Origin of the sequence: Segatella copri, from assembly GCF_003465495.1 — a bacterium.
Lineage (GTDB): Bacteria > Bacteroidota > Bacteroidia > Bacteroidales > Bacteroidaceae > Prevotella > Prevotella copri_G.
This window is the reverse complement of record NZ_QSAV01000038.1, coordinates 1-20,838: the sequence shown is the minus strand read 5'-3', so window position 1 is coordinate 20,838 and position 20,838 is coordinate 1. Positions and strand designations below refer to the sequence as shown.

The 20,838-nt window shown below is 36.7% G+C and carries 17 protein-coding genes; 16 read left to right on the top strand and 1 reads right to left on the bottom strand.

Annotation, left to right across the window (positions count from 1 at the left end):
- Nucleotides 1-4 precede the first annotated feature (4 nt).
- The 15 genes from DWV53_RS11230 (at nucleotide 5) to rfbC (ending at nucleotide 17,305) form a co-directional block, all read left to right on the top strand.
- The gene (locus DWV53_RS11230; protein ID WP_118153878.1) at nucleotides 5-994 is read left to right on the top strand and encodes an acyltransferase family protein; all 990 of its coding nucleotides are present in this window, start codon (nucleotides 5-7) and stop codon (nucleotides 992-994) included.
- 11 nt (nucleotides 995-1,005) lie between these two features.
- Nucleotides 1,006-1,737 carry a glycosyltransferase family 2 protein gene (locus DWV53_RS11225; protein ID WP_181992478.1) on the top strand — a complete coding sequence of 244 codons (732 nt, stop codon included), beginning with the start codon at nucleotides 1,006-1,008 and terminating at the stop codon, nucleotides 1,735-1,737.
- Nucleotides 1,724-2,515 (top strand): hypothetical protein, encoded by a 792-nt coding sequence (locus DWV53_RS11220; RefSeq protein ID WP_118153872.1) that lies wholly within the window; start codon nucleotides 1,724-1,726, stop codon nucleotides 2,513-2,515. Before DWV53_RS11225 ends, DWV53_RS11220 begins: the two co-directional genes overlap by 14 nt.
- Nucleotides 2,508-3,629 carry a radical SAM protein gene (locus DWV53_RS11215; RefSeq protein ID WP_118153869.1) on the top strand — a complete coding sequence of 374 codons (1,122 nt, stop codon included), beginning with the start codon at nucleotides 2,508-2,510 and terminating at the stop codon, nucleotides 3,627-3,629. The genes DWV53_RS11220 and DWV53_RS11215 overlap by 8 nt, the downstream gene beginning before the upstream one ends.
- A gap of 3 nt (nucleotides 3,630-3,632) precedes the next feature.
- On the top strand, nucleotides 3,633-4,580 hold the full coding sequence (locus tag DWV53_RS11210; protein ID WP_118153866.1) for a polysaccharide pyruvyl transferase family protein: 948 nt from the start codon (nucleotides 3,633-3,635) through the stop codon (nucleotides 4,578-4,580).
- A 3-nt stretch (nucleotides 4,581-4,583) separates the two neighbouring features.
- Nucleotides 4,584-5,546: a glycosyltransferase gene (locus DWV53_RS11205; protein ID WP_118153863.1), complete on the top strand. Its 963-nt coding sequence runs from the start codon at nucleotides 4,584-4,586 to the stop codon at nucleotides 5,544-5,546.
- A gap of 23 nt (nucleotides 5,547-5,569) precedes the next feature.
- The gene (locus DWV53_RS11200; protein WP_118153933.1) at nucleotides 5,570-6,742 is read left to right on the top strand and encodes an MBL fold metallo-hydrolase; all 1,173 of its coding nucleotides are present in this window, start codon (nucleotides 5,570-5,572) and stop codon (nucleotides 6,740-6,742) included.
- On the top strand, nucleotides 6,726-10,760 hold the full coding sequence (locus DWV53_RS11195; RefSeq protein ID WP_181992477.1) for a trypsin-like peptidase domain-containing protein: 4,035 nt from the start codon (nucleotides 6,726-6,728) through the stop codon (nucleotides 10,758-10,760). Before DWV53_RS11200 ends, DWV53_RS11195 begins: the two co-directional genes overlap by 17 nt.
- A gap of 5 nt (nucleotides 10,761-10,765) precedes the next feature.
- Nucleotides 10,766-12,007, top strand: a complete 1,242-nt coding sequence (locus tag DWV53_RS11190; protein WP_367379682.1) for a glycosyltransferase family 4 protein — start codon at nucleotides 10,766-10,768, stop codon at nucleotides 12,005-12,007.
- A gap of 27 nt (nucleotides 12,008-12,034) precedes the next feature.
- Nucleotides 12,035-13,426, top strand: coding sequence for a hypothetical protein (locus DWV53_RS11185; RefSeq protein WP_118153857.1), 1,392 nt, complete (start codon nucleotides 12,035-12,037; stop codon nucleotides 13,424-13,426).
- A gap of 19 nt (nucleotides 13,427-13,445) precedes the next feature.
- A complete protein-coding gene (locus tag DWV53_RS11180) occupies nucleotides 13,446-14,504 on the top strand; it encodes an acyltransferase family protein (protein ID WP_118140607.1) in 1,059 nt (352 codons plus the stop codon).
- Nucleotides 14,485-15,615, top strand: coding sequence for a DUF1972 domain-containing protein (locus tag DWV53_RS11175; protein ID WP_118153854.1), 1,131 nt, complete (start codon nucleotides 14,485-14,487; stop codon nucleotides 15,613-15,615). Before DWV53_RS11180 ends, DWV53_RS11175 begins: the two co-directional genes overlap by 20 nt.
- Nucleotides 15,616-15,719: 104 nt before the next feature.
- Entirely contained in the window at nucleotides 15,720-16,208 is a 489-nt protein-coding gene (locus DWV53_RS11170; protein ID WP_181992476.1) for a nucleotidyltransferase family protein, read from the top strand.
- A complete protein-coding gene (locus DWV53_RS11165; protein WP_118153848.1) occupies nucleotides 16,153-16,713 on the top strand; it encodes a nucleotidyltransferase family protein in 561 nt (186 codons plus the stop codon). The genes DWV53_RS11170 and DWV53_RS11165 overlap by 56 nt, the downstream gene beginning before the upstream one ends.
- Nucleotides 16,714-16,735: 22 nt before the next feature.
- Nucleotides 16,736-17,305, top strand: coding sequence for a dTDP-4-dehydrorhamnose 3,5-epimerase (rfbC, locus tag DWV53_RS11160; protein WP_118153845.1), 570 nt, complete (start codon nucleotides 16,736-16,738; stop codon nucleotides 17,303-17,305).
- A 1,162-nt stretch (nucleotides 17,306-18,467) separates the two neighbouring features.
- Here rfbC and DWV53_RS15530 read toward each other — a convergent pair.
- Nucleotides 18,468-18,653 (bottom strand): hypothetical protein, encoded by a 186-nt coding sequence (locus tag DWV53_RS15530; RefSeq protein WP_147468784.1) that lies wholly within the window; start codon nucleotides 18,651-18,653, stop codon nucleotides 18,468-18,470.
- Nucleotides 18,654-18,818: 165 nt separating this feature from the next.
- On the opposite strand from DWV53_RS15530, the gene DWV53_RS11155 reads away from it, so the two are divergent.
- A complete protein-coding gene (locus DWV53_RS11155) occupies nucleotides 18,819-20,828 on the top strand; it encodes an SIR2 family protein (protein ID WP_118153842.1) in 2,010 nt (669 codons plus the stop codon).
- Nucleotides 20,829-20,838: the final 10 nt, after the last annotated feature.

Here is a 20,838-nt window from a genome sequence, read left to right as displayed (position 1 = left end):
AATCATGCAAAAGAAATATTATCCATATTTAGACTTACTCAAGTTCGTTTGTTGCATAGGCATTGTGGGCATCCATACATGGCCGTTATTTTATGCAGTAGAGCCATTAAAAGATTGGTATGAAAAATTGTGTCCAGTGTTTGTTTCCATCTTTTTTGTTGTTTCTTCCATGCTGTTTTGGCAAAAGATAGAATTCAACAATAATGATTGGAGCAAGTTGGGGCATTTCTGCAAGCGACTTCTGATATTGTTAGCTTGTTGGTCAGTATTACTCATGCCTCATTGGCTTTCTCAATTCATAAGACACAATCCTAATGATTGGTATCTGTGGATAGTTCCGAAAATATTAACCACCGGAACTGCGCAAGGCTCTTGGTTTATTATGGCTTTGATATATGGCACTATTATCTGCTACTTGCTTAACAGATACTTAGACAAGCATTTCGTATTCGCCCTATGTGCATTTATCTGGCTCTATTTCAGTTTGGTCAAATGTGGATATATTGATGATTGCTGGGGAATTTATCTGCACGGTGAGGGTGATGGCTTCCATTTGGATTCATTTTATTTGCCTACTCGCTCCATTTTTTGGATAGAGGCTGCCTATTATTTATTGCCTAAGTTGAGGAGGGCGAGTGTACCTACTGTGGCTTTGGCTGCAATTTCTGGGGGGGCAATTTTAGCAGAACTCTTTATAAGAGAATATGTGTTTGTTCTTAATGCGGTAATTGCGATATGTGTTCCTGCGTTATGTGCCAAGATTGCAACAGATTCCAAGAATTCTAACTATGTCTTTTTACGTAAGATGAGCATCATGATATACTTTATTCACTTTGTGCCAGTAACAGTATTTCATGTTCTTGCAGATAAGCATATTCTTCCTTACGAATATGGGGCAATAGAGTTTTTGGTAGTATTTGCTTTGGCATCGGTATGCGCAGGTGTAATAGTATTGGCAAGCAATAAATATAAAATTTTGAAATATCTTTATTAGACTAAATGAGTATGGTTTCAATAATTATAGCCACTTACAATTCTGAGAAGACTTTGAGACGTGCGCTGGATAGCGTGCTCAATCAGAGTTATCAGGATTGGGAGTGCATTGTGGTAGATGGTGCGTCAAAAGACAATACCATCGGAATAGTGAAGGAATACGTGAGCAAAGATGCTCGATTCCGTTATATCTCAGAGCCTGACCATGGCATTTATGATGCCTTTAACAAGGGATGGAAAATGGCGAAAGGTGAATGGGTGATGTATCTGGGAAGTGATGATGAATATACTAAGGATGGCATCAAAGTATTGATGGAAAATAGCGATGGGGCTGATGTGGTGTATGGAAATGTTATATTAAAATATTCTGATTTTAAACAAAAAAAACAAAAAGCATCTCATGTTAATTTTACGGGTACCCAAGCTTTTTGTTGTCACCAAGCTGTTGCTATGAAAAAAGAAGTCCTTCTAATGTTAAATGGTTTTGATGAAAAGTATAAATTGTTAGCAGATTGGGATATTTTGCGTAGAGCAGGACAAAGAGGATTTTATTATAAGTTTATAGATACAGAGGTTGCTTTCTTTTTTGTAGGAGGAGCAAGCTCATATAATTATGATGCGACTTTTGAAGCATATAGAATTTATAAAAAATCAACAAATACTTTAATAGCCTTTCTAACGCTTTCTTCAAGACTTTGTCGAAAATTTCTTTTAATATGCAGAAGTAAATATGTTGGACACTAAACTTTTACATTTTTCAGTGGATGATGTTATAGTATCGTTTAAGCAGCTTACAGAAACGAATCCCATCTCTATTTTTGAAATTCCACTGTTTGGTTATTTGAAAAAAATGCATGAAAAGTATGGAGTGGTTGTTTCTTGTTATTGTTTTTATACATGTGGCGACTTTACGTTATCTAATGCAACAAGACTGTATAAACAAGAATTTGAAAACAATTCTTCATGGTTGAAATTTAGTTTTCATGGTTATACAGGAAGAGAGAACTATGAAGAACAAGACTTAAAAATGTCTCAAAGACAATTTCAAGAGGTTATTTGTAATTTGAAAGAAATAGTTGGACCTAGTTCTTTAGATAGTTTCGCTAGAATTCACACCTTTCAGGCTTCCTATGATTTTGTTTGCTTTTTAGCACAGAATGGAGATTACTCGTTGAAGGGATTGTTGTCCGCTGATGATAGTAGAATTTCGTATTCACTTTCTAAGTGTGATAATGCTCAACTTAAATTAGATGGTTGGTTTCAATCCGATGGTTTGGCTCTATTAAAAACAACTCAACGTTTTGATAGTTTAAGACCGAGCAGTTTGAAGCGTTTGTTTGTGGGGGGGCAAGTTCTTTTATTTACTCATGAATGGATTTTTTATCCTCAACAAGATTTTAAATTAGCAGTAAGAGCGAAGCTTATTAGGCTGTTAATGAATATAGTATTTAGATTTTATAAGAAGGAAAATTACTATAATGTATTTCCTATAGAGATATTAAAATATAAAGTTAATGGATAAGATGAAGCGATTTATAGATTGCGGTGTTGGAACATTTGCCTGCAATCTAAGATGTCACTATTGCTATGTAGCGCAGAACTTTTTGTTTACCCAGAAGGTACCAAAGTTTAAGTATTCTGCAGAGCATATTGGGAAAGCTCTTTCTAAAGAAAGACTTGGTGGTACATGTATGTTTAATATATGTGCGACTGGTGAAACCCTCATGCCGCAAGCTGTTGTGGATTATACAAAGGCGATATTAGCTCAAGGTCATTATGTGATGATTGTGACTAATGGTATGTTGAAGAAACGTTTCGAGGAGTTCGCTGAATTTCCTGAAGATTATCGTAAGCGTTTGTTCTTCAAGATTTCATATCACTATTTGGAGCTAAAACGTCTGAATAAATTTGAATTGTTTTTCTCAAATGTGAATATGATAAAGAAAATGAAGGCTTCCTTTACTATAGAGGTTACGCCTTCGGATGAGCTTATTCCGTATATTGGGGAAATGAAAGAAGTTTCCTTGAAGAATCTTGGAGCTTTGCCACATATAACGGTTGCTCGTGATGAAAGTAAACCCGATTATCCTTTGTTGACAAAGTTGTCTCGTGAGGAATATATCAAAACTTGGGGACAATTCGATTCAAAGATGTTTGACTTCAAAATAAGTGTGTTTGGTGTAAAACGAAAAGAGTATTGTTATGCTGGTAACTGGACTTGGACATTGAACCTCATTACTGGAACTATGAAACAGTGCTACCAGACCAATTATTTTGCCAATATCTACAAGAATGTTTCAAAACCGCTGAAGTTTGTTAATATAGGACATGGTTGTAAAGCTCCCCATTGCCATAATGCTCATGCATTTTTATGTTTTGGTGCAATTCCTGAGTTAAAAACTCCATATTACTATGAATTAAGAAATAGAGTTTGCTCTGATGGTACAGAATGGTTGCAGCCAGAAATGAAAGCTTTCATGTCTTGCAAGCTTAATGAGGTTAATGATGAGGTTCATCCAAAAAAAGATTTTTTTGTTAACTGGATCTATAATTATATCTATAAAAGTGCGATGTTTGCCAGAAAAGTATTGAAAAAATTTGATACCAATTACAAGGCAAATGAAGTACATAAGTAAAATATGACGAACAAGCAAAAGATTTTTCAACTGAGAGAGGAGATTTTTTCCTCTCTCAATAAAATAGTCGGGAAGAAATGTATTTTGCTCGATGCACCATACTATCATAATATAGGTGATGTGTTGATATGGACAGGAGTGCAATGTTATATGCATGATAATGGTATTCAATGCTTATATACTGCTTCTTATGAGACCTGTACATTTCCCAAAATAGAAAAGGATGTCACAGTGTTGTTTAATGGAGGTGGAAACTTGGGAGATTTGTATCCAGAACACATGAAATTCCTTATATCTATTACAGAACATTATCCAAATAATAGGATTGTAGTACTACCTCAGACTGTTTATTATAAGAATGTAGAGCAAGCAGAGTTCGATATTTCTAGATTGAAACAACATTCAGATTTCTATATTTGCGCAAGAGATCAAGTAGTTTATAGTCGATTACGTAAATATTTTGATAATAGAACCCTCCTGCTGCCAGATATGGCATTTTGCATTTCTTCTCAGAGGTTAAATCCTTATAGAAAGGAACAAAACAAAGAAAAACTCATTATAAAAAGAGATGATTGCGAAAAAGGAACAATGAGAGTAAGTCAAGATGGGGATATTTCTGATTGGCCAGTATTTGTGCATTCTTTTAGAAAGACTACGATTGCCAATAAACTTTTTAAACGTACTTCTGATGCAAAAATTCCATTGCTGTCTAAGGTCATTAATAGTTTGTGGAATTGGTATGCTCCTAAATTTTTTAATAAAATGATGGTGCGTGAGGGGGTTGAGTTCATATCTCCTTATAGATGTGTGGAGACAGTACGTCTTCATGGATGTATTCTTTCAATCTTACTTGATAAAGAGATAATTTTAGTAAATAATTCGTATGGCAAGAACAAAGATTTTTATGATTCTTGGTTGACGGATTTGGAAACAATTAATTTAAAATGCTAAAAAATGCTTTTGTCTTTAATCTTACCTGTATATAATGTAGAGGCATATTTGGGGAGGTGTATTGAGAGCAGTCTTCATCAGAATCTCCCAAAATCTGAATATGAAATAATTGTAGTTATTGATGGTTCTCCTGATCATTCAGAGGATGTTGCAAAGAAGTTTCAAAAAACGAATGATAACATTAGAATCATTAATAGGGTTAATGGTGGATTAAGTGCTGCAAGAAATACCGGATTAAAAGCTGCATTGGGAGATTTTGTTTGGTTTATTGATTCTGATGATTTCATAAAGGAGAATGTATTATTGGACATTACTGAACAGTTGAAAAAAAATCGTCTTGATTGCTTGTGGCTAGATTGGCAGGAGGTAGATGAAAGAGGTGGTGTTATACCACCTTTTGCGCCCCATTATTATCGAAAAGATAGAAATGTAATGTCAGGTAATGAATTTATGTCAAAGGTTCTCTCTAATTATCTATTTGCTTGGACTTTTGTTTATCGACGTTCTTTCTTGTTGGAGCATGATTTGTTGTTTGCGGAGGGAATGTTTTATGAAGACACGGATTTTGCATTTAGAAGTTTGCCTTTGGTTCAAAGAATACAACAATTTGATCAGGTGTGCTATAATTATTTGCAGCGAGATGGTAGTATTGTTCACAATACAAATATGCGCAAATTAGAAGATATTTCTAAAAATTGTATTTCTGCAACGGTTGCAATGAAAGGATGTGAACCAAGTCAGAAACGCTTCTATAAGATGTGTTTTACAGGCTTCTATTTGCTTTTTCTAAAGGAAGTGTTAAAGTCTAAAAATGGGGAATATGCAGAATACTTGATTGATCAGACGAGGCATAATGGCTTTGGCAAGGTTTATATGTTTGGTAATATTAAAACGAAGTTAATAGGATTTCTTTATAATATATTAGGTGTGAAAGCTATTTATAAAATTTTGAGCTCGTTAATCTAAAATTGCCAACAAAGGATATATTTATGCATTATATATTCAAAACTTTCTATGTTGGGGCTGGTGATTGCATGACGTTGTTGCTACAAAATGGTAATGATGAATTGCATATCATGGTTGATTGCGGAAACTTTACGAAAGAGGTGAGTGATTATGTAACTCATACCTTTGGTAAACGTATCGACTATCTGATAGTCACACATATAGACAATGACCATATCTGTGGGCTGATATCAATGTTGAGCAAAATAAAAGATTTGACCATCCATCATATACTTTATAATTGCTATCAAAGAACTTCTGAAAATCTTAAGGATTGGGATGAAAAGATGAAGGATAATGTGAAGCGACTATATGGTGACTTGCCTGTCGTGGTAGATATGCTGGAAGGAAAAATCAATGCCGAAACTTCCATACCTTTAGCTGAACTTATTCTCGCTAATGATCATTGGAAGCAAGCTTGGAGAAGGGAGTATGTTACTTCTGGTAGTGAACCGATTGAACTAGGTAATGGTATGGGCAAATTGATATTTCTATCGCCTAATCAAGATGCTTTGGATAAATTGGACAATGAATATAGAACCTTGTTTTGGAATAAAATATACAAGAAGAAGGATGCTGATTATAACAAGGAGGAATCAATATATGAGGCTTTGATGCGTATTGCAAAAGAAGAGGATGAGGAAGACAAGGAGAAACCTATTTCTGCCACTTTGCTTGATGAGAAAACTTTGAAGGCTTATGCTGATGATAGTGTCTCGGCATTGACGGATGCCAATGAAGCTTCCATTGCATTTGTTTGGGAATGTAAAAAGCATCGAATATTATTCTTTGGTGACGCATCACCTAAAGTTGTCTCTGAAAACTTGAATAAAGTGTATGCAGACTTACCTAAGCCCATTGTGTTTGATGCCATCAAGGTTTCGCATCATGGTAGTGCGCATAGCACAATCAAGGAGCAGTTTAAAGTGGCTGATAGTGAATTGTATTTTGTTACTGGAGGTGCAAAAGTTCGTCCAAGCTTTCAGGCTTTATCTCGAATTGTTACTGCTCCAATGTCTGGAAACATCAATCATAGAGAGATTAGATATAACAGACAGAATGAAATCCTACAAACTCTAGATGAAGCAGAGGAATTAAAGAAGAAATTTCATTACTCAATAGAGGCTAATAAAAATGAATATGAACTATCCGATTGAACTTAGAAAAACGATATATGCTTCAGTGGTGCCTGTAAAATGTGGTAACGAAAGAGGATCTGGATTTTTTATAAGTCCCGATGTGTTGATTTCTGCTCGTCATGTGGTGGCTGATTACGTTTTGTACAATCAACCTGTGATTATTAAGACAGACAAAGATGTACTGTGTGATGTCATATCTCTTGGGGAAGATGGAGAATGCATAGATGTTGTCTTGTTGAAATGCAAGGACTATCAACAAGATGATTATTTGAAGTTGCTTTCCGATGTGTTTAATGAGAATCGTCTGCTTACCATTGTTGGGTATCCTAAGGAATTTGGGGGATGCTCAGAACTTATTAGTATGAGTGTACAAGATAGACTTGGTACTCAGAAAAAGGACTATGACACAATGGTGGTAAGGACAGACTCCTTGGCTTTTACATCTTACAAAGGCTTTTCTGGCTCTCCTGTTCTTAATGAAAAGGGCTCAGCGATAGGTATTGCCATTAAGGAATATCATAGCAGCCTAGGATATGTTTCCATCAAGAGCATCGTGAATCGTTTGGAAAAGAATGGGGTGGAGGTTTCGTATGATTGGCAAAGTGAGGACTTTTCTCCATTGGGCAGGGGTACTAGCCAAAGGCAAGTACAAAAGGCTATTAGCTATGCTGCACTGAGATATAATCGGGAGTTGCATGTGAGTAATGATAGGTTGGATCATGAAATTAACTTGTTTGCTAAAAATGAGATAAAAGATGATATTCTGACTCAGTTAAAACGAATCGAAACTTTAGCTAGAGACTGCACTTTGGAGTTTAGAGATTGTTTGAATAATTACCAACAAGGTAAATTCGAGGATTTGTATGATCGACTTTTAGAATGGAAAGATAATCATGATGAGAAGGATATGACTTCTACTACATTGGATTTTTATCATGATGTATTTCCGAAGCTATATCCATTGATTGAAAGAAATAAACTTGCTAATACATCAGTTTTTTTACTAAAAGGCAATGCCGGTATGGGAAAAACGCATTATCTGTGTGCTACGGCGGAGAGGCTTTGCAAAGAGATGAATGTTTATTTGTTATTTGGTAGTCAATTCGTTGAAAATCTTGAATTTGAATCCCAGTTATATGAGATGATGAATCTTAAAGGGAATGATTTGCAAAAATTGAATGCTGAAATGATAAGAGAGAATACAAATGCTCTCATCATGATAGATGCTTTGAATGAAGGGGCTACTGAAAGTTTTTGGGATATAGCTATGCAGCGTATGAGATATTGTTTGAAAAACTGTAAGCATATTAAGTTGTTGATTACATTTAGAAACGATGAAAATTTTCACTTGAAAATTCCATTTCAAAATATAGAAATAGAAGGTTTTGCTGATAAAACTGATGAAGCTATAAATAAATACTTCAAGTATTATCATATTGAAGATGAGAATGGAATATTACAACAAAAATTCCAGAAAGAGTTTCAAGAACCTTTGTTCCTGTCTATGTTTTGTGTTGTTGCGCAAAGAGATATGGAGTATACTTTAGAAGATTTTACTTATTCTGGGCTTTTTCATCAATACATAAAATATCGTAATGAAGGTGTTTCAAAGGGCGTGGATGAAGACCCTCATCGCAATATAACAGAAAGGGCATTAATGAAGTTTGCCAACTACTCTTTATATTACAACGCCTGCAATGATATATCTCGAAAGAAGGCGCGCCATTATGCTGATCAAATCTGTAGAAATAGAACTTGGTCTAAAAGTCTTCTGTTTTGGTTACTAAAAGAAAATCTGGTTTTGTCTACTGGTCTTGCAGGTGAGAGCCTTATGTTTGGTTATCAGAAAATGGGAGATTTCTTGATGGCAGATGTCTTTGCTCATAATAAAATGTCAGATGAAGAAAAGTTGGATTTTATATTAGAAAAAGGTTGTAATCGTAAGTTTTATGGTTATCGGCGTTTTATCATAGCTTTGTTATCTGAATGGGAGTTAACTCCAGCTTTGCTACAGAAAAAGAAATCTCTAAATGGGGAGATGGTGCAATTGGTTCTTTACAGTTTGAAGCATTATGGCAAAAATAATCAAGTGGTATTTGATTGGATAAAAAATAACAACATATATAATCTACGATTATTGCACGATTTCTTTCCAAACTTATCCTTCGATGTGTTTTATTCTGCTCACCAAGTTCTAAAGGGGTTAGACATGAACATGAGGGATAGAGTGTGGTCTCTTATGGTTAATGATGAATATTCAAGTAGATATGATGAGGAGAGATTGAATAGATTTGTCAATCTTGATTTTGACCGCAGCTCTGAAGATGATTGGAAAAAGGTGATACTGATGATTTGTTGGATGTGTACTTCGCCACATCCATTCGTAAGAGGTAAAGTTTTGAGGAAGCTAGTCTCTTTGTTTGATGAGAATCCTTCTATGTCTTTGTTCACCTTGGATGAATTTCATGATTGCAATGACCCCTATGTAATACAAGTTTGTACTTGTGCTATATATGGACATTTGCTGCGCAAACATGATGCAAAGGAAGGGGCAGAGGTGGCAGAAAAGATATTGTTATATTTTTATCAAGAGAGTAAGGCTCCAGATGACATTCTTATTCGTCAATGGTCTATGTTGATTTTGGCTATAGCTGATGAATTAAATCCAAATGCGGGATACTTTGGAAAGATAAATCCTCCTTTTTCCTCTCCAAATCCTTTTGGTTTGATGATTGATGATAAGGACAAAATAAAAGATGACTATTTTGGAACCAGTAAAGGGGCGTGGAGAATGTATGAAACTCTTTATGGCTTTTCTGATTTCAGACGATATATTATAGGTACAAATAGCCATGATGGGAGCTATGTATTTATGCAGGAGACAAAAGGAAACATTAATGCTCTTCCACTGGTTGATATTATGCAACTTGTTGCCAATATCGCTAAGCATGATTTTAACTGGAATGATGAGTTAGGAAAATTGGATGACAATGTTTATTCTACTGATAGATATAACAATCTTACGGAGCGATTTGGCAAGAAATATCTATGGCTTGCCCTATATAAAGCCGATGCATTATTGAGTGATAACTATCAAGTTGTAGATAATTCTCGTTATGTGTTTTCTCCTACAAAAGAAGACATAGTACCAATACCTTATCCATGGCATACACGTGAATATTCTAGGATAGATCCTTCTGTCCATGGTGAATCTGATGCATTACCATATACCCAGTTTCAATCTTCTGTCATGGAAGATGTTACGACTACTACAAATGAACAATGGTTAGCGGAAGATTATCCAGTCCAAAAGCCAAGACTAATTGTAACAGATGAGGACTCTTCGGAATGGATAGTGTTAACTTGTTATGATGGTCATAAAACCAATGCCGAAAGTGACACTGTGAAGGACTTGTTCTTGTTTTCAAATGCTGGATTTATTAAGAAAGATGAGTTAGAAATATTTGAAAAGTGGGCAAAGAACCAGAACTTCTATGGCAGATGGATGCCAGAATGCCGGAATGGTAGTATAGACTATCTATGGAATGAATATCCTTGGGCTCCGACATATAAACGTACTATTGGGGATATAGAAGTATTCGTCAGAGAATATAATAACAAGAAGTTTCATCTACATCTTTCATACGAAGCGCAGTTGCAAGAAAACTGGATTGGTCTGGACGAGAATAATGTCAATTTACGAGAAGCAAGTATGCCTAATCATCAGATGATGGAATCGCTAGACTTATATACAGCAGAGCGTGGCGTGATAAGGGATAAGACAAATCATTCTGTTGTTGCCAGAAATTTTGCTATAGGCAAGATGAATGGTTTGGCTATAAGAAAGGTATATTTAGATAAGTATCTTTCTGAAAACGAGATGACACTCGTCTTCTATTCGCTTGGAGAAAAATATGTAAGAGGTAAGGATAATTATCAGACATTGGGTAAACGCCATGACTTGTCTGGTGCTTACTATTATGAGAATGGGCGGATCAATGAGATTCAGGCTATGCATATCAGTAATACCTTATAAAAAAAATGGGAAAGATGAAGATTCTAGAAATAAATGTATTTAATTATAGAAAAGGTGGTTCGGAGGCTGTTTATTTCAGCACAATGGAATTGCTGAAGGAACACGGAGACGAGGTCGTGAACTTTACCTTGAAGTGGGCTGAGAATGAACATTCTCCACAAGAGGGGTTCTTCCCAGAATCAAAAGTAACTCGTCGTGGTCTTTTGAAACCTATCAAGAATATTGTGAATTACTTCTATGATGGGGAGGCTGCTCGTAAGTTGGAATCCTTGATAGAGCAGGAAAAGCCTGATATTGCTCAGATTCACTTGATTTGGGGACAGATAACGGGTAGCATTTTACCTGTGTTAAGAAAACATCATATTCCAGTGATATTCACTATCCATGAATATCGAATCGTTTGTCCTGCCTATACTTTCAGAAATGGTAAAGGGGAAGTATGCGAAAAATGCCAAGGCAAGCATTTCTATAAGTGCATCACCAATAAGTGCTGCAAGGGTAGTTATGGCTTGAGTGCCATGATGGCTGCTGAGCAGTATTTTCGCAATAAGTTTACGAATCCAGCTAAATATATTGATGGCTTGGTATATGTGAGCCAATTTGCAAAGAGCAAGTTGGAACAATATATGCCTGCGCTAAAGGATAAACCAAATGTGGTGCTTTATAATTTGACAGACCAGATTAAACCAAGTATTGAGCGTGAGGAGAAGAAAGAAAAATACTATTTATTCTTTGGGCGCTTATCGTATGAAAAAGGTATCAAGACTTTGATTTCTGCTTTTAAAGAAACACCGCAATGCAAGTTGAAGATTGCTGGAACAGGGCCTTCGGAAGATGAACTGAAGGCTTTTGTCTCGCAAAATGGCATGACGAATGTTGAATTCTTAGGGTATCAGACTGGTAAGCCATTGCGAGATTTAGTGGAGAATGCTTACTTTATCATGGTTCCATCTGAATGGTATGAGAATAATCCAATGACTATTATTGAAGGTTATGCCGCTGGTGTACCTGTTATAGGTGCTAGAATAGGTGGTATTCCTGAAATTATAGTTGATGGAAGGACTGGGTATCTATTCGATAGTGGAAATAAGGAAGAGTTGGTTAAGATGATAAATCGTTCTAATCTTCTAGATGATAATGAGTATTGGACTATGTGCGATGCAGCATTGAAATTTGCTAAAGATCATTTTAGCCGAGATGAATATTATCCTAAGCTAATGAGCTTTTTTGAGAAATTCAAAAAGTAATTCTATTGAAAAATAATAGATTGTGCTATGTATGAAAGAAAGGAATCTGGGAATAGTGGGGCATATTATCCAGCTTTTCTCTGTATGGACGTAAATACTCCTGATGATTTATATTATTTGGGGCGTTATCCTTTGGATGAAAGAACAGAGGCTGTTTTCTTGCATGAGTATATTCATTATTTGCAAGATTTGACAACTGTGGCTGGACTTGCAAGGATAGAAACAATTGTTGATCAAATCAAATGGATATGCAGTGTAGCTAGAGGACAACATAAATTAAAACTGCCCATTAGTTTGAATACTTGGGCTTATAATGTTAAACCTAATGCCCATAGTCTTTCAATTTGTAAGGGTGATTTTAAAGCGCATGATAAGCAAGGACGTGTCCTAGCTGCTAATATAGTTAGTATAGATTCTTTTGAGTTGGTTGATTCTACGATTTTATATTCATCTGGTCAAAGGTTTCATGGAAAAGCTGTGGCAAGGTTGACTTTTAGAGATCAAAATGGTATAGAGTTCCAATATGATGTCGGTGAGATGGCTATTTCTGAATCCATGGCTTATTTAATAGAAAACCGAGTTTATCCAAATGTCCTGCAAAGACCTTCCGACTGTCCTTATTTTGTGGTAAGGAAAATTGTAGAATGGAAGTTACAAAGAACGATTGATGATTTGAAGTTAATAGCTCTTTGTGATGTTTGCTTGATGTATTCCTTGCCAGGGAAAGTATTATATGAAATGTTGGAAAAAATGAAAACCTGGAATGCTTCTTTTAGTCCTGCTATGATTTATTTGTATGGCTTAGGTTCAGAAATGAGCGATAAGTTTAGCAGAAAGAAAAACTGGCAAGAAGAGTTGGCTATGACCGTGAATATGGCAAAGAAACAATTTGCTGATATGTTTGTTCATCCTTATTGGCAAGGCATTAAAGTAAACACAGATTGTGCTTTTGATGCTGTTTTGGACTTGCGGAAAACTAATATTGGTTTCTTTTTGAAAATAGCAAGAGGGGAACGGCTGAATTTGAACGAGCAATTCCAAATGTGTATAAAAGATTTGGGATGTTTGGGTGTCAAAACAGCTGCTAATGCTATTTATAATTTTAAACCTTCGGCTGCTTCAAGTTCAGAAATAGATTCTGATTGGTTTTTGTCTCTGCATCAGTTTTATAATATTTTATTTACTAGCGCAGCTATAGACATTCATGGTGGTAATAAATATTTGGTTAAGGAATGTGACCTTAAGCAATGGTGTAGTGATTCTTTTAATCGGAAAAAAGAGCGTGATATAACTTCGGAATCTCTCAATTGTAAATATTCTCCTTGGCTTAATGTTTCTGATCAGGATTTAGCACAATGCTCTTTTGGTAGAGTTTGGGCAGCATTCGGTTTTAACCGAATTAAATTGAAGTGTAAATAATCAAGTAATAGTATAAGAAATGAAAAGTAATCAACGAGAAAAATACAACTCACTTGATGGTCTCCGAGCGTATTCGGCTATAGGTATTGCCATGATGCACTTCTTGGCGAATATCAAGTGTGGACCATTGTCTTGGAATCCAGCGAATGGTATTATAGAATTCTTTACGAATTATGTTTATCTATTCTTTATGGTAAGTGCTTTCTCCATGTGTTGTGGATATTATGAGCGAGTAAAGAATGGACAGGTTTCGATGAATGAGTTTTATGCAAAGCGATACAAGCGCATTTGGCCTTATTTTGCCTTGTTATGTCTGATAGGATTGGCTTTCGATCATACAATTGGAGGTGTTTGGCAAACTTTTGCTGACTTAACCTTGTGTTTTAATCTGTTGCCTAATCCTGATATTCAGATTATAGGTGTTGGCTGGTTTTTAGGGCTTGTGTTTTTGTTCTATATCATGTTCCCTTTCTTTACTTTTTTGATAAACAGCAAAAAGAGGGCTTGGTTTGTGTTGGCTGTGGCTATTGCTTTCCACTTCATCGGAAGATTCTATTTCTTTAAAGAACCTTTTGTGGATTTTGAAGTGGGTAGGCATAATATGGTGTTCAGTATGCCTTATTTCTTGGTAGGTGGAATTATCTATCTGTATAGAAGAGAATTGAAGACTGTGGGGGGGCAATTTCATAGACTTTTATTCTTGATTTGTATGGTAGCAAGTATCTTTGAATTTTTCAAACCAGAGTATATTGATGAGTTTATGTATCTCATCATATTGTTTGGATTATGGATGATATATGCTATTAGCGGCGAATGGAAATGGTTAAGTAATAAAGTGGTGAAATATTTAAGTGGTATCTCAATGGAGATATATCTTAGCCACATGGTCTTATTCCGTTTGACTGAAAAAATGGGACTTGACCAGATAACAGGAAATTCTGATTTGAATTATATCATGGCAACAGTTGTAACATTGGCTATGACTATTGGTTTCTGCCATGTAGTGAAATATAAATTTCTTCCCAAAGTGATGGGATGTATAAAAAATAAGAAAATAAATGAAAATAGCATTTGTTAGCGTCCGTGGTATTCCAAATAACTACGGAGGCTTTGAGCAGTTCGCTGAATATATCTCAGTGGGCTTGGTGAAGCGTGGCCATGAGGTCACGGTGTATTCTCCTTCTTATCACCCGTATAAGGATGATGAGTATAAGGGAGTGAAAATCAAACATATCTATAGTCCGGAAACTTGGATGGGTGGTTCGATAGGTTCGTTCTTCTACGACTTCATGTCGCTGAAGGATGCCTTGAAGCGTGAGAACTTTGATATCATCTATGAGGCTGGATATACGAGCATCATTCCTGCTTTCATCTGGTTTGACGTGAAGAATGTGACCAAGAGTATTGTGGTTACCAACATGGATGGTCTGGAATATAAGCGTACGAAGTTCAACAAATGGGTGCGCAAGTTCGTGTTCTGGGAGGAAAGAATGGCTGTAAAACATAGTCATTATCTGATTGCAGACAACATGGGTATTCATGATTACTATAAGGAGAAGTATGGCAAGGATAGTAAGTTCCTGGCATACGGTGCCGACATCCATGATGATTATAATGTGGAACATCTGAAGGAGTATGGCTTGAAACCTGAGGAATACTATATTCTGGTTGCCAGGCTGGAACCTGAGAATAATATCGTGATGGCCATTGAGGGTTACTTGCATTCTAATGAGAATGGCAAGCGTCCTCTGATTGTAGTTGGTAAAACCAATACTCCTCATGGTAAGGAATTGGTTGCCAAGTATGGTAAGGAAAAGAGTGTGAAATTCGTAGGCGGAATCTATGATTTCAACAAGCTGAATTCTATCCGTCACTTCTCAAAGGCTTATTTCCATGGCCATAGTGTGGGTGGTACCAATCCTTCTCTATTGGAAGCGATGGCTTCTGAATGCTTTATCCTTGCTCACGATAATATCTTTAATCGTGCTGTGTTGAAGGATAACTCTTTGTACTATCCTAATGCAGATAAGGTGTCAGAGATGCTGAATGATATCGAGAATATCTGTACACAACATAAGAAGAACTTCACGGATGGAAATGTGGAGGAAATCAAGAATGAGTATTCTTGGGAACATTTGGTTGACCAGCATGAGGAATACTTCAAATGGTTGCTGGAACAGAAACGATGAACCTATCTAAAGATTTACTTTTAAAATCTCTTCGTGCCGTTCTCTTTGGCAAGAAACTGTATGCTTCTGATTTTGCGGAAGCAGATTGGAAAAGCATTTTTCAATTGGCAGATGAACAAACTGTCTCAGCTTTACTGCTAGACGGGATGAGTCTGTTGCCTTCTGAGTGCATCACAATTCCTCTGGGTGATAAGCTGAAGAGAATTGCGACGATGCAACACATCGAACAGATGAACCGTCTACATCGGAAGGTCATTGTAAAGATTGACCAAGCCTTGAAATCTGAGGGAATTCCTGTTGCCTTTATGAAGGGACAAACAACAGCTTTGCGCTATCCCAATCCTTTGCATAGAACACCAGGCGATATCGACTTTGTTGTGAATCCTAAAGATTTCAAGAAGACAATGGAGGTACTGGAAAAGATAGGAAAAGTAGATCATGATTTGGTGCATGAGCATCATGGTATGGCATGGGTAGATGGAGTGACTGTGGAGCCTCATTATAAGGTTCACAATTACCAATGTCCATCTACCGATCATGCTATGCAGAATATGTTCTGCTTCGGTATTTCCATCAGAGTTGTCTTCTGCTGATATGGATGGGTATGCAGTACCTGTATTCCCTCCAACCTTTGAGAGTGTATTCCTGATATCGCACATGGTAGACCATGTATATGAAGAAGGATTGGGATTGAGGCAGGTGATAGATTATGCCATGTTCTTATCGAGCTGTGCAGACAAGATAGACTGGTTGCAGCATCATGAATATCTGCATCAGATGCACATGGAAAGGGCATGGAGAATCTTTACATGTATTTGTGTTGATTATCTGGGAATGTCCTTACCATCACAAGTGGAGCCTTTTTCTCATCAAGAAAAGGTATGGGCAGAAAAGATGATGACAGATATCATGAGAGTTGGCAACTTCGGTAGAGGTGAATATGTATTTCACCATCGTGGATTCAAGGATGCCTTCAATAACTACTGTTGGGTAGTGAAAAGGTGTTGGAATCTTGGCTTTGTCTGTCCTAGTGAAGCAAGGTGGTGGATTATATCGAAGATGAAACATTTCTTTTGGAAAAAATCACTTAAGAAATAGGAATAATTAAAAGTATATAAAAATGGAAGTAATAAAGACAGATATAGAAGGCGTACTCATCATAGAGCCACGCCTGTTTAGAGATGCTCGTGGCTATTTCTTCGAGAGCTTCAGCGAGCGTGAGTTTAAAGAGAAAGTAGAGCCATTGGTGGGCTACAAGGTGGAGTTCTGCCAGGACAATGAGAGCATGAGCAGTTATGGTGTGATGCGTGGCTTGCATTTCCAGAGACCTCCGTTTACCCAGAGCAAGCTGGTGAGATGCGTGAAGGGTAGAGTGCTGGATGTTGCCGTGGATATCCGCAAGGATTCGCCGACATACGGTAAGCATGTGGCGGTGGAACTGACAGAAGATAATCATCGTCAGTTCTTTATTCCTAAGGGCTTTGCTCATGGCTTTGCTGTGTTGTCAGAGACTGCGGTATTCCAATATAAGTGTGATAACTTCTATCACCCTGAGGCTGATGGTGGTATCTCGATCTTGGATGAATCACTCGGGATTGATTGGCGCATTCCTACGGAACATGCTAATCTTTCCGAGAAGGATACGAAACATGAGGTGCTGAAGGACTTTGAAAGTCCTTTTGAATACTAAAAGGATTTTGATTTCTAAAATCATCCCGTCCTTCTTTGTTGATAAAGCGAGCTGTACTAGGCAATTTGAAAGCGAGCTTTCATTGCACTCATTGGCATCGCTTTTTCCCACTAAAGAAGGCTCCACCTTTCTCACCAAGTCTCTCTCTTGCCAGAAGAGAGAGAATGTAACCGCCTTACTATAGCTTGCTGTAGTGAGGGACAGCTTGCTGATTGGAATCACATAGCATATTTAAGAGCCTGTTCCATCAAATGTCTTCGCCTGTTTTGCTGATAGGGTGCGCTGCGTATCTCTGAACCACGTTGCAAAGATACGGAAATGGTGAGGGGCAATTCATAGTTGCTCATACTTGCTCATGGTTGCTCATACTTTCTCATAGATTTTCTTTGTTCTGGTGTTAGCAAGCCCTTTTTTATGTCTTGCTTGGTATCACTTCTAAATGCCTCGCTTGTTTGATATTAAAGGGCTTTAGGCTTGTGATTCGGTTCGTAAGCCAGTGGATTACGCGGCGTAAGTCCCTGACTTTTGCATCGTAAGTCTTTGAGTTTTGATTCGGAAGTAACCGGCTTCTGGGTGACAGGGTGACACTTATGACAGTGATTTCTGAAGATTTACTCTCGCGCGGGCAGGCAGGAAAAATCAGGCTGAAAGTTCCTGCCTGCCCGCGGGCGAGGCGAAAAGTTGAAAAACTAGTGTCACCGTGTCATCGTGTCACCGTGAACTGAGCAGAGGATGCTCTGCATCGCTCTCTTGTTATGGACACAAACTCCCCTGTCTCCGCCTCCGTTGGCTTTCGGAAGTAGAGATCTACAAATTACTGTTTCTGTCACGGCGCCTCTAAAGTAGGTAATAAGGTTCTATATCTGTGTCACACGGTGCAAAGATAGAAAAAATAAAATAAAAGAGAGTTCCCATATACGGGAACTTGTAAACGATAATTATTAATTTTTAGAATCTTTTAAATGGTGAGGACTGAAAAATATATTCGATTCTCGCAAGTTACTGAAGGATTTTGGGGGCATCTCTCCAGTTTAAGAAGGGGATTGAGAAAACAGTGATGAGGTATCTCTTTTCGAAAACCTACCTTCAATAGTCTTTACACCCTCTTCGGTTCCCCCGTTCCCGGGGGACAGAAACCTCAGGAGCGAGGGAGGAAACCGCCCTACTCGGTGCTGACTTTTCTACCTCTCCGTCTCTCCTGCAAGGAGAGCTCCACCTCTAACCAAGCCTTCCTCCTCAGAAGGAAGGATGTAACCGCCCTCCGGTGCTCAGAACCGCTACGCTCTAAGGTTGGCGGACCATCAAAGGTCTTCGCCATGGTTGTACGGGATGGGACCGTCTGGGGCATGTAAGGAGCATATCTTTTGTAATTCGTCTACTTGCAAAGATGTGATTAATGAAAATCTAAAGGGTGGGATTCTTTTCCCAGAAATATACCGAATCCAAAGCTGGATTTGCCTCAAAAAGTATTTGAGGAATAAAATAATAGACGTTTTTTAAAATAATAATAGTAATGAGCAAAGATTTTAATATGGATAATGTCTTAGAACAATTGGGTCACAAAAGAAGGACTGTGAAAGATTTAGCTCAGTTCTTGGAAAATAAATGTGATGAGACTCCTAATTATACATTTTTGTTGGGCTCCGGATGTTCTGTTACGTCCGGTGTAAATACCGGTCAAAAGTTGATAGAGGAATGGAAACAGTCCATCTATGAGGCAGAGCATGAGACTGATGAAAGTTATCAACATTTTTGGGAACATCAATATTCTTGGTATGATGAAAGAAATCCATATTCATCTTTATTTGAGAAAAAATATGATTTACCTCGTCAGCGAAGAATTTTTGTTGAGCGTGAAATAGCAGGAAAGACCCCCTCTATAGGCTATGCCTATCTTGTAAAAATAATCGAAAAACATTTCATCAATACCATTTTTACAACGAATTTTGATGATTTGTTAAATGAGGCATTTTATCGATATTCAAAAGAACGCCCAATTGTTTGTGCTCATGACTCTTCAATATCCAGTATAACAGTAACATCTAAGCGACCTAAAATTATAAAACTTCATGGAGATTATCTCTTTGATGACATTAAAAGTACGTTGCGTGAAACGGAATCTCTTAATGATAACATGAAGAATAAATTTATAGAATTTGCAAAAGATCATGGTTTGATTGTAGTTGGCTATGCAGGAAACGATCGCTCCATTATGGATATATTAAATATGCTTCTTCAGAAAGAAGATTATTTTAAGTATGGTATCTATTGGTGTATCCGCAAAGGTGATAAATCGATAAGTGAGGAATTGAGAAAATTACTTTGGAAAGACCGGGTCTATTTTGTAGAAATAGAGGGCTTTGATGAGTTAATGGCTTCTTTGAATGATACGTTGAATAAGGGAGAATTGCCAGTTGATGATGATTTGTTAAGCAGTCGTCGCCAAAAACAATTAATTACGGATATGATAAGCAATAAGTATTTTGATGAGAAAACTAATACAGATGTGCTTATAACCCGTGACATAAAGAAGTTACGTTTGATAGTAAGACGTCATATCATAGATGATGTATTTGATGTTCTCAAAAGTAGTACATCTAATAATGATAATCCTCATAAGAAGAATCTTTTGGAGCCAATGGTGGACGAAGAACGGAAGAAATTGGATTATTTCTATCATTTGGTGATGGATGACAATAATGAAAAAGCATTAGAAGAAATAGAAAATGAGAATGTTGATGCTTTGCGTAAATCAACTTATAATTTTAATCTGATGTCATTAAAGGCTGATATCTATGGTAAAAGGGCTAATGAAGAAGCATTTGTAAAGGTTAAGGAAATATATTCTCAACTTATCTCTTTAAATCCTGGTAGGGAAGAAACCTATATTGATGCTTATAACAAGTTGGTTGATACGGACTATGCTTTACCATTTGTTGATGAAGCAATTAAACAATTTCCTAATGATAGTACATTGTATAATCTGAAAATAAAATATATATATGGGAATAGGATAGATACTGTGCAAACTGTTGATTCTGATGTCTTTACAGAATTGAAACAGTGTATTGATATGAGTTTGAAATTGTTTGATAGTCCAACAAATGAAGCTTGGGTAAATCTATGTAGATATTATTCGTTATTTTATTTTAATGATTCGGAACGTAAATGCAAAATGATAAAAGAAGTCTTTGAAAAATATTCTATTTTAAAGACTTCTATCTTAGCTCAAGCATACAAATTCTTTTATAAGGAGATAGGAATTGATGCAAAAGATTGCGTTGATAAATTAAACGAGTTGTTAAGCTATGCCGATAAAGCTGATGATTGGGTTTTTTATGAAGAGGTTGTTTCTGCCTTGTTAAGTGTCTATGAGGATCAGGATGATAAAAAAGCAATGCTACAATTGCTATCAGAGTATGAGGCTGTTTATAAGCCTTCTGATAGCTTTCTTTATGTGAAGGCCAAATATCTAGAAAATGTCTTGGATAAATATAACAATAGTTCGTTAATAATTCAATAATGTGCTAAGC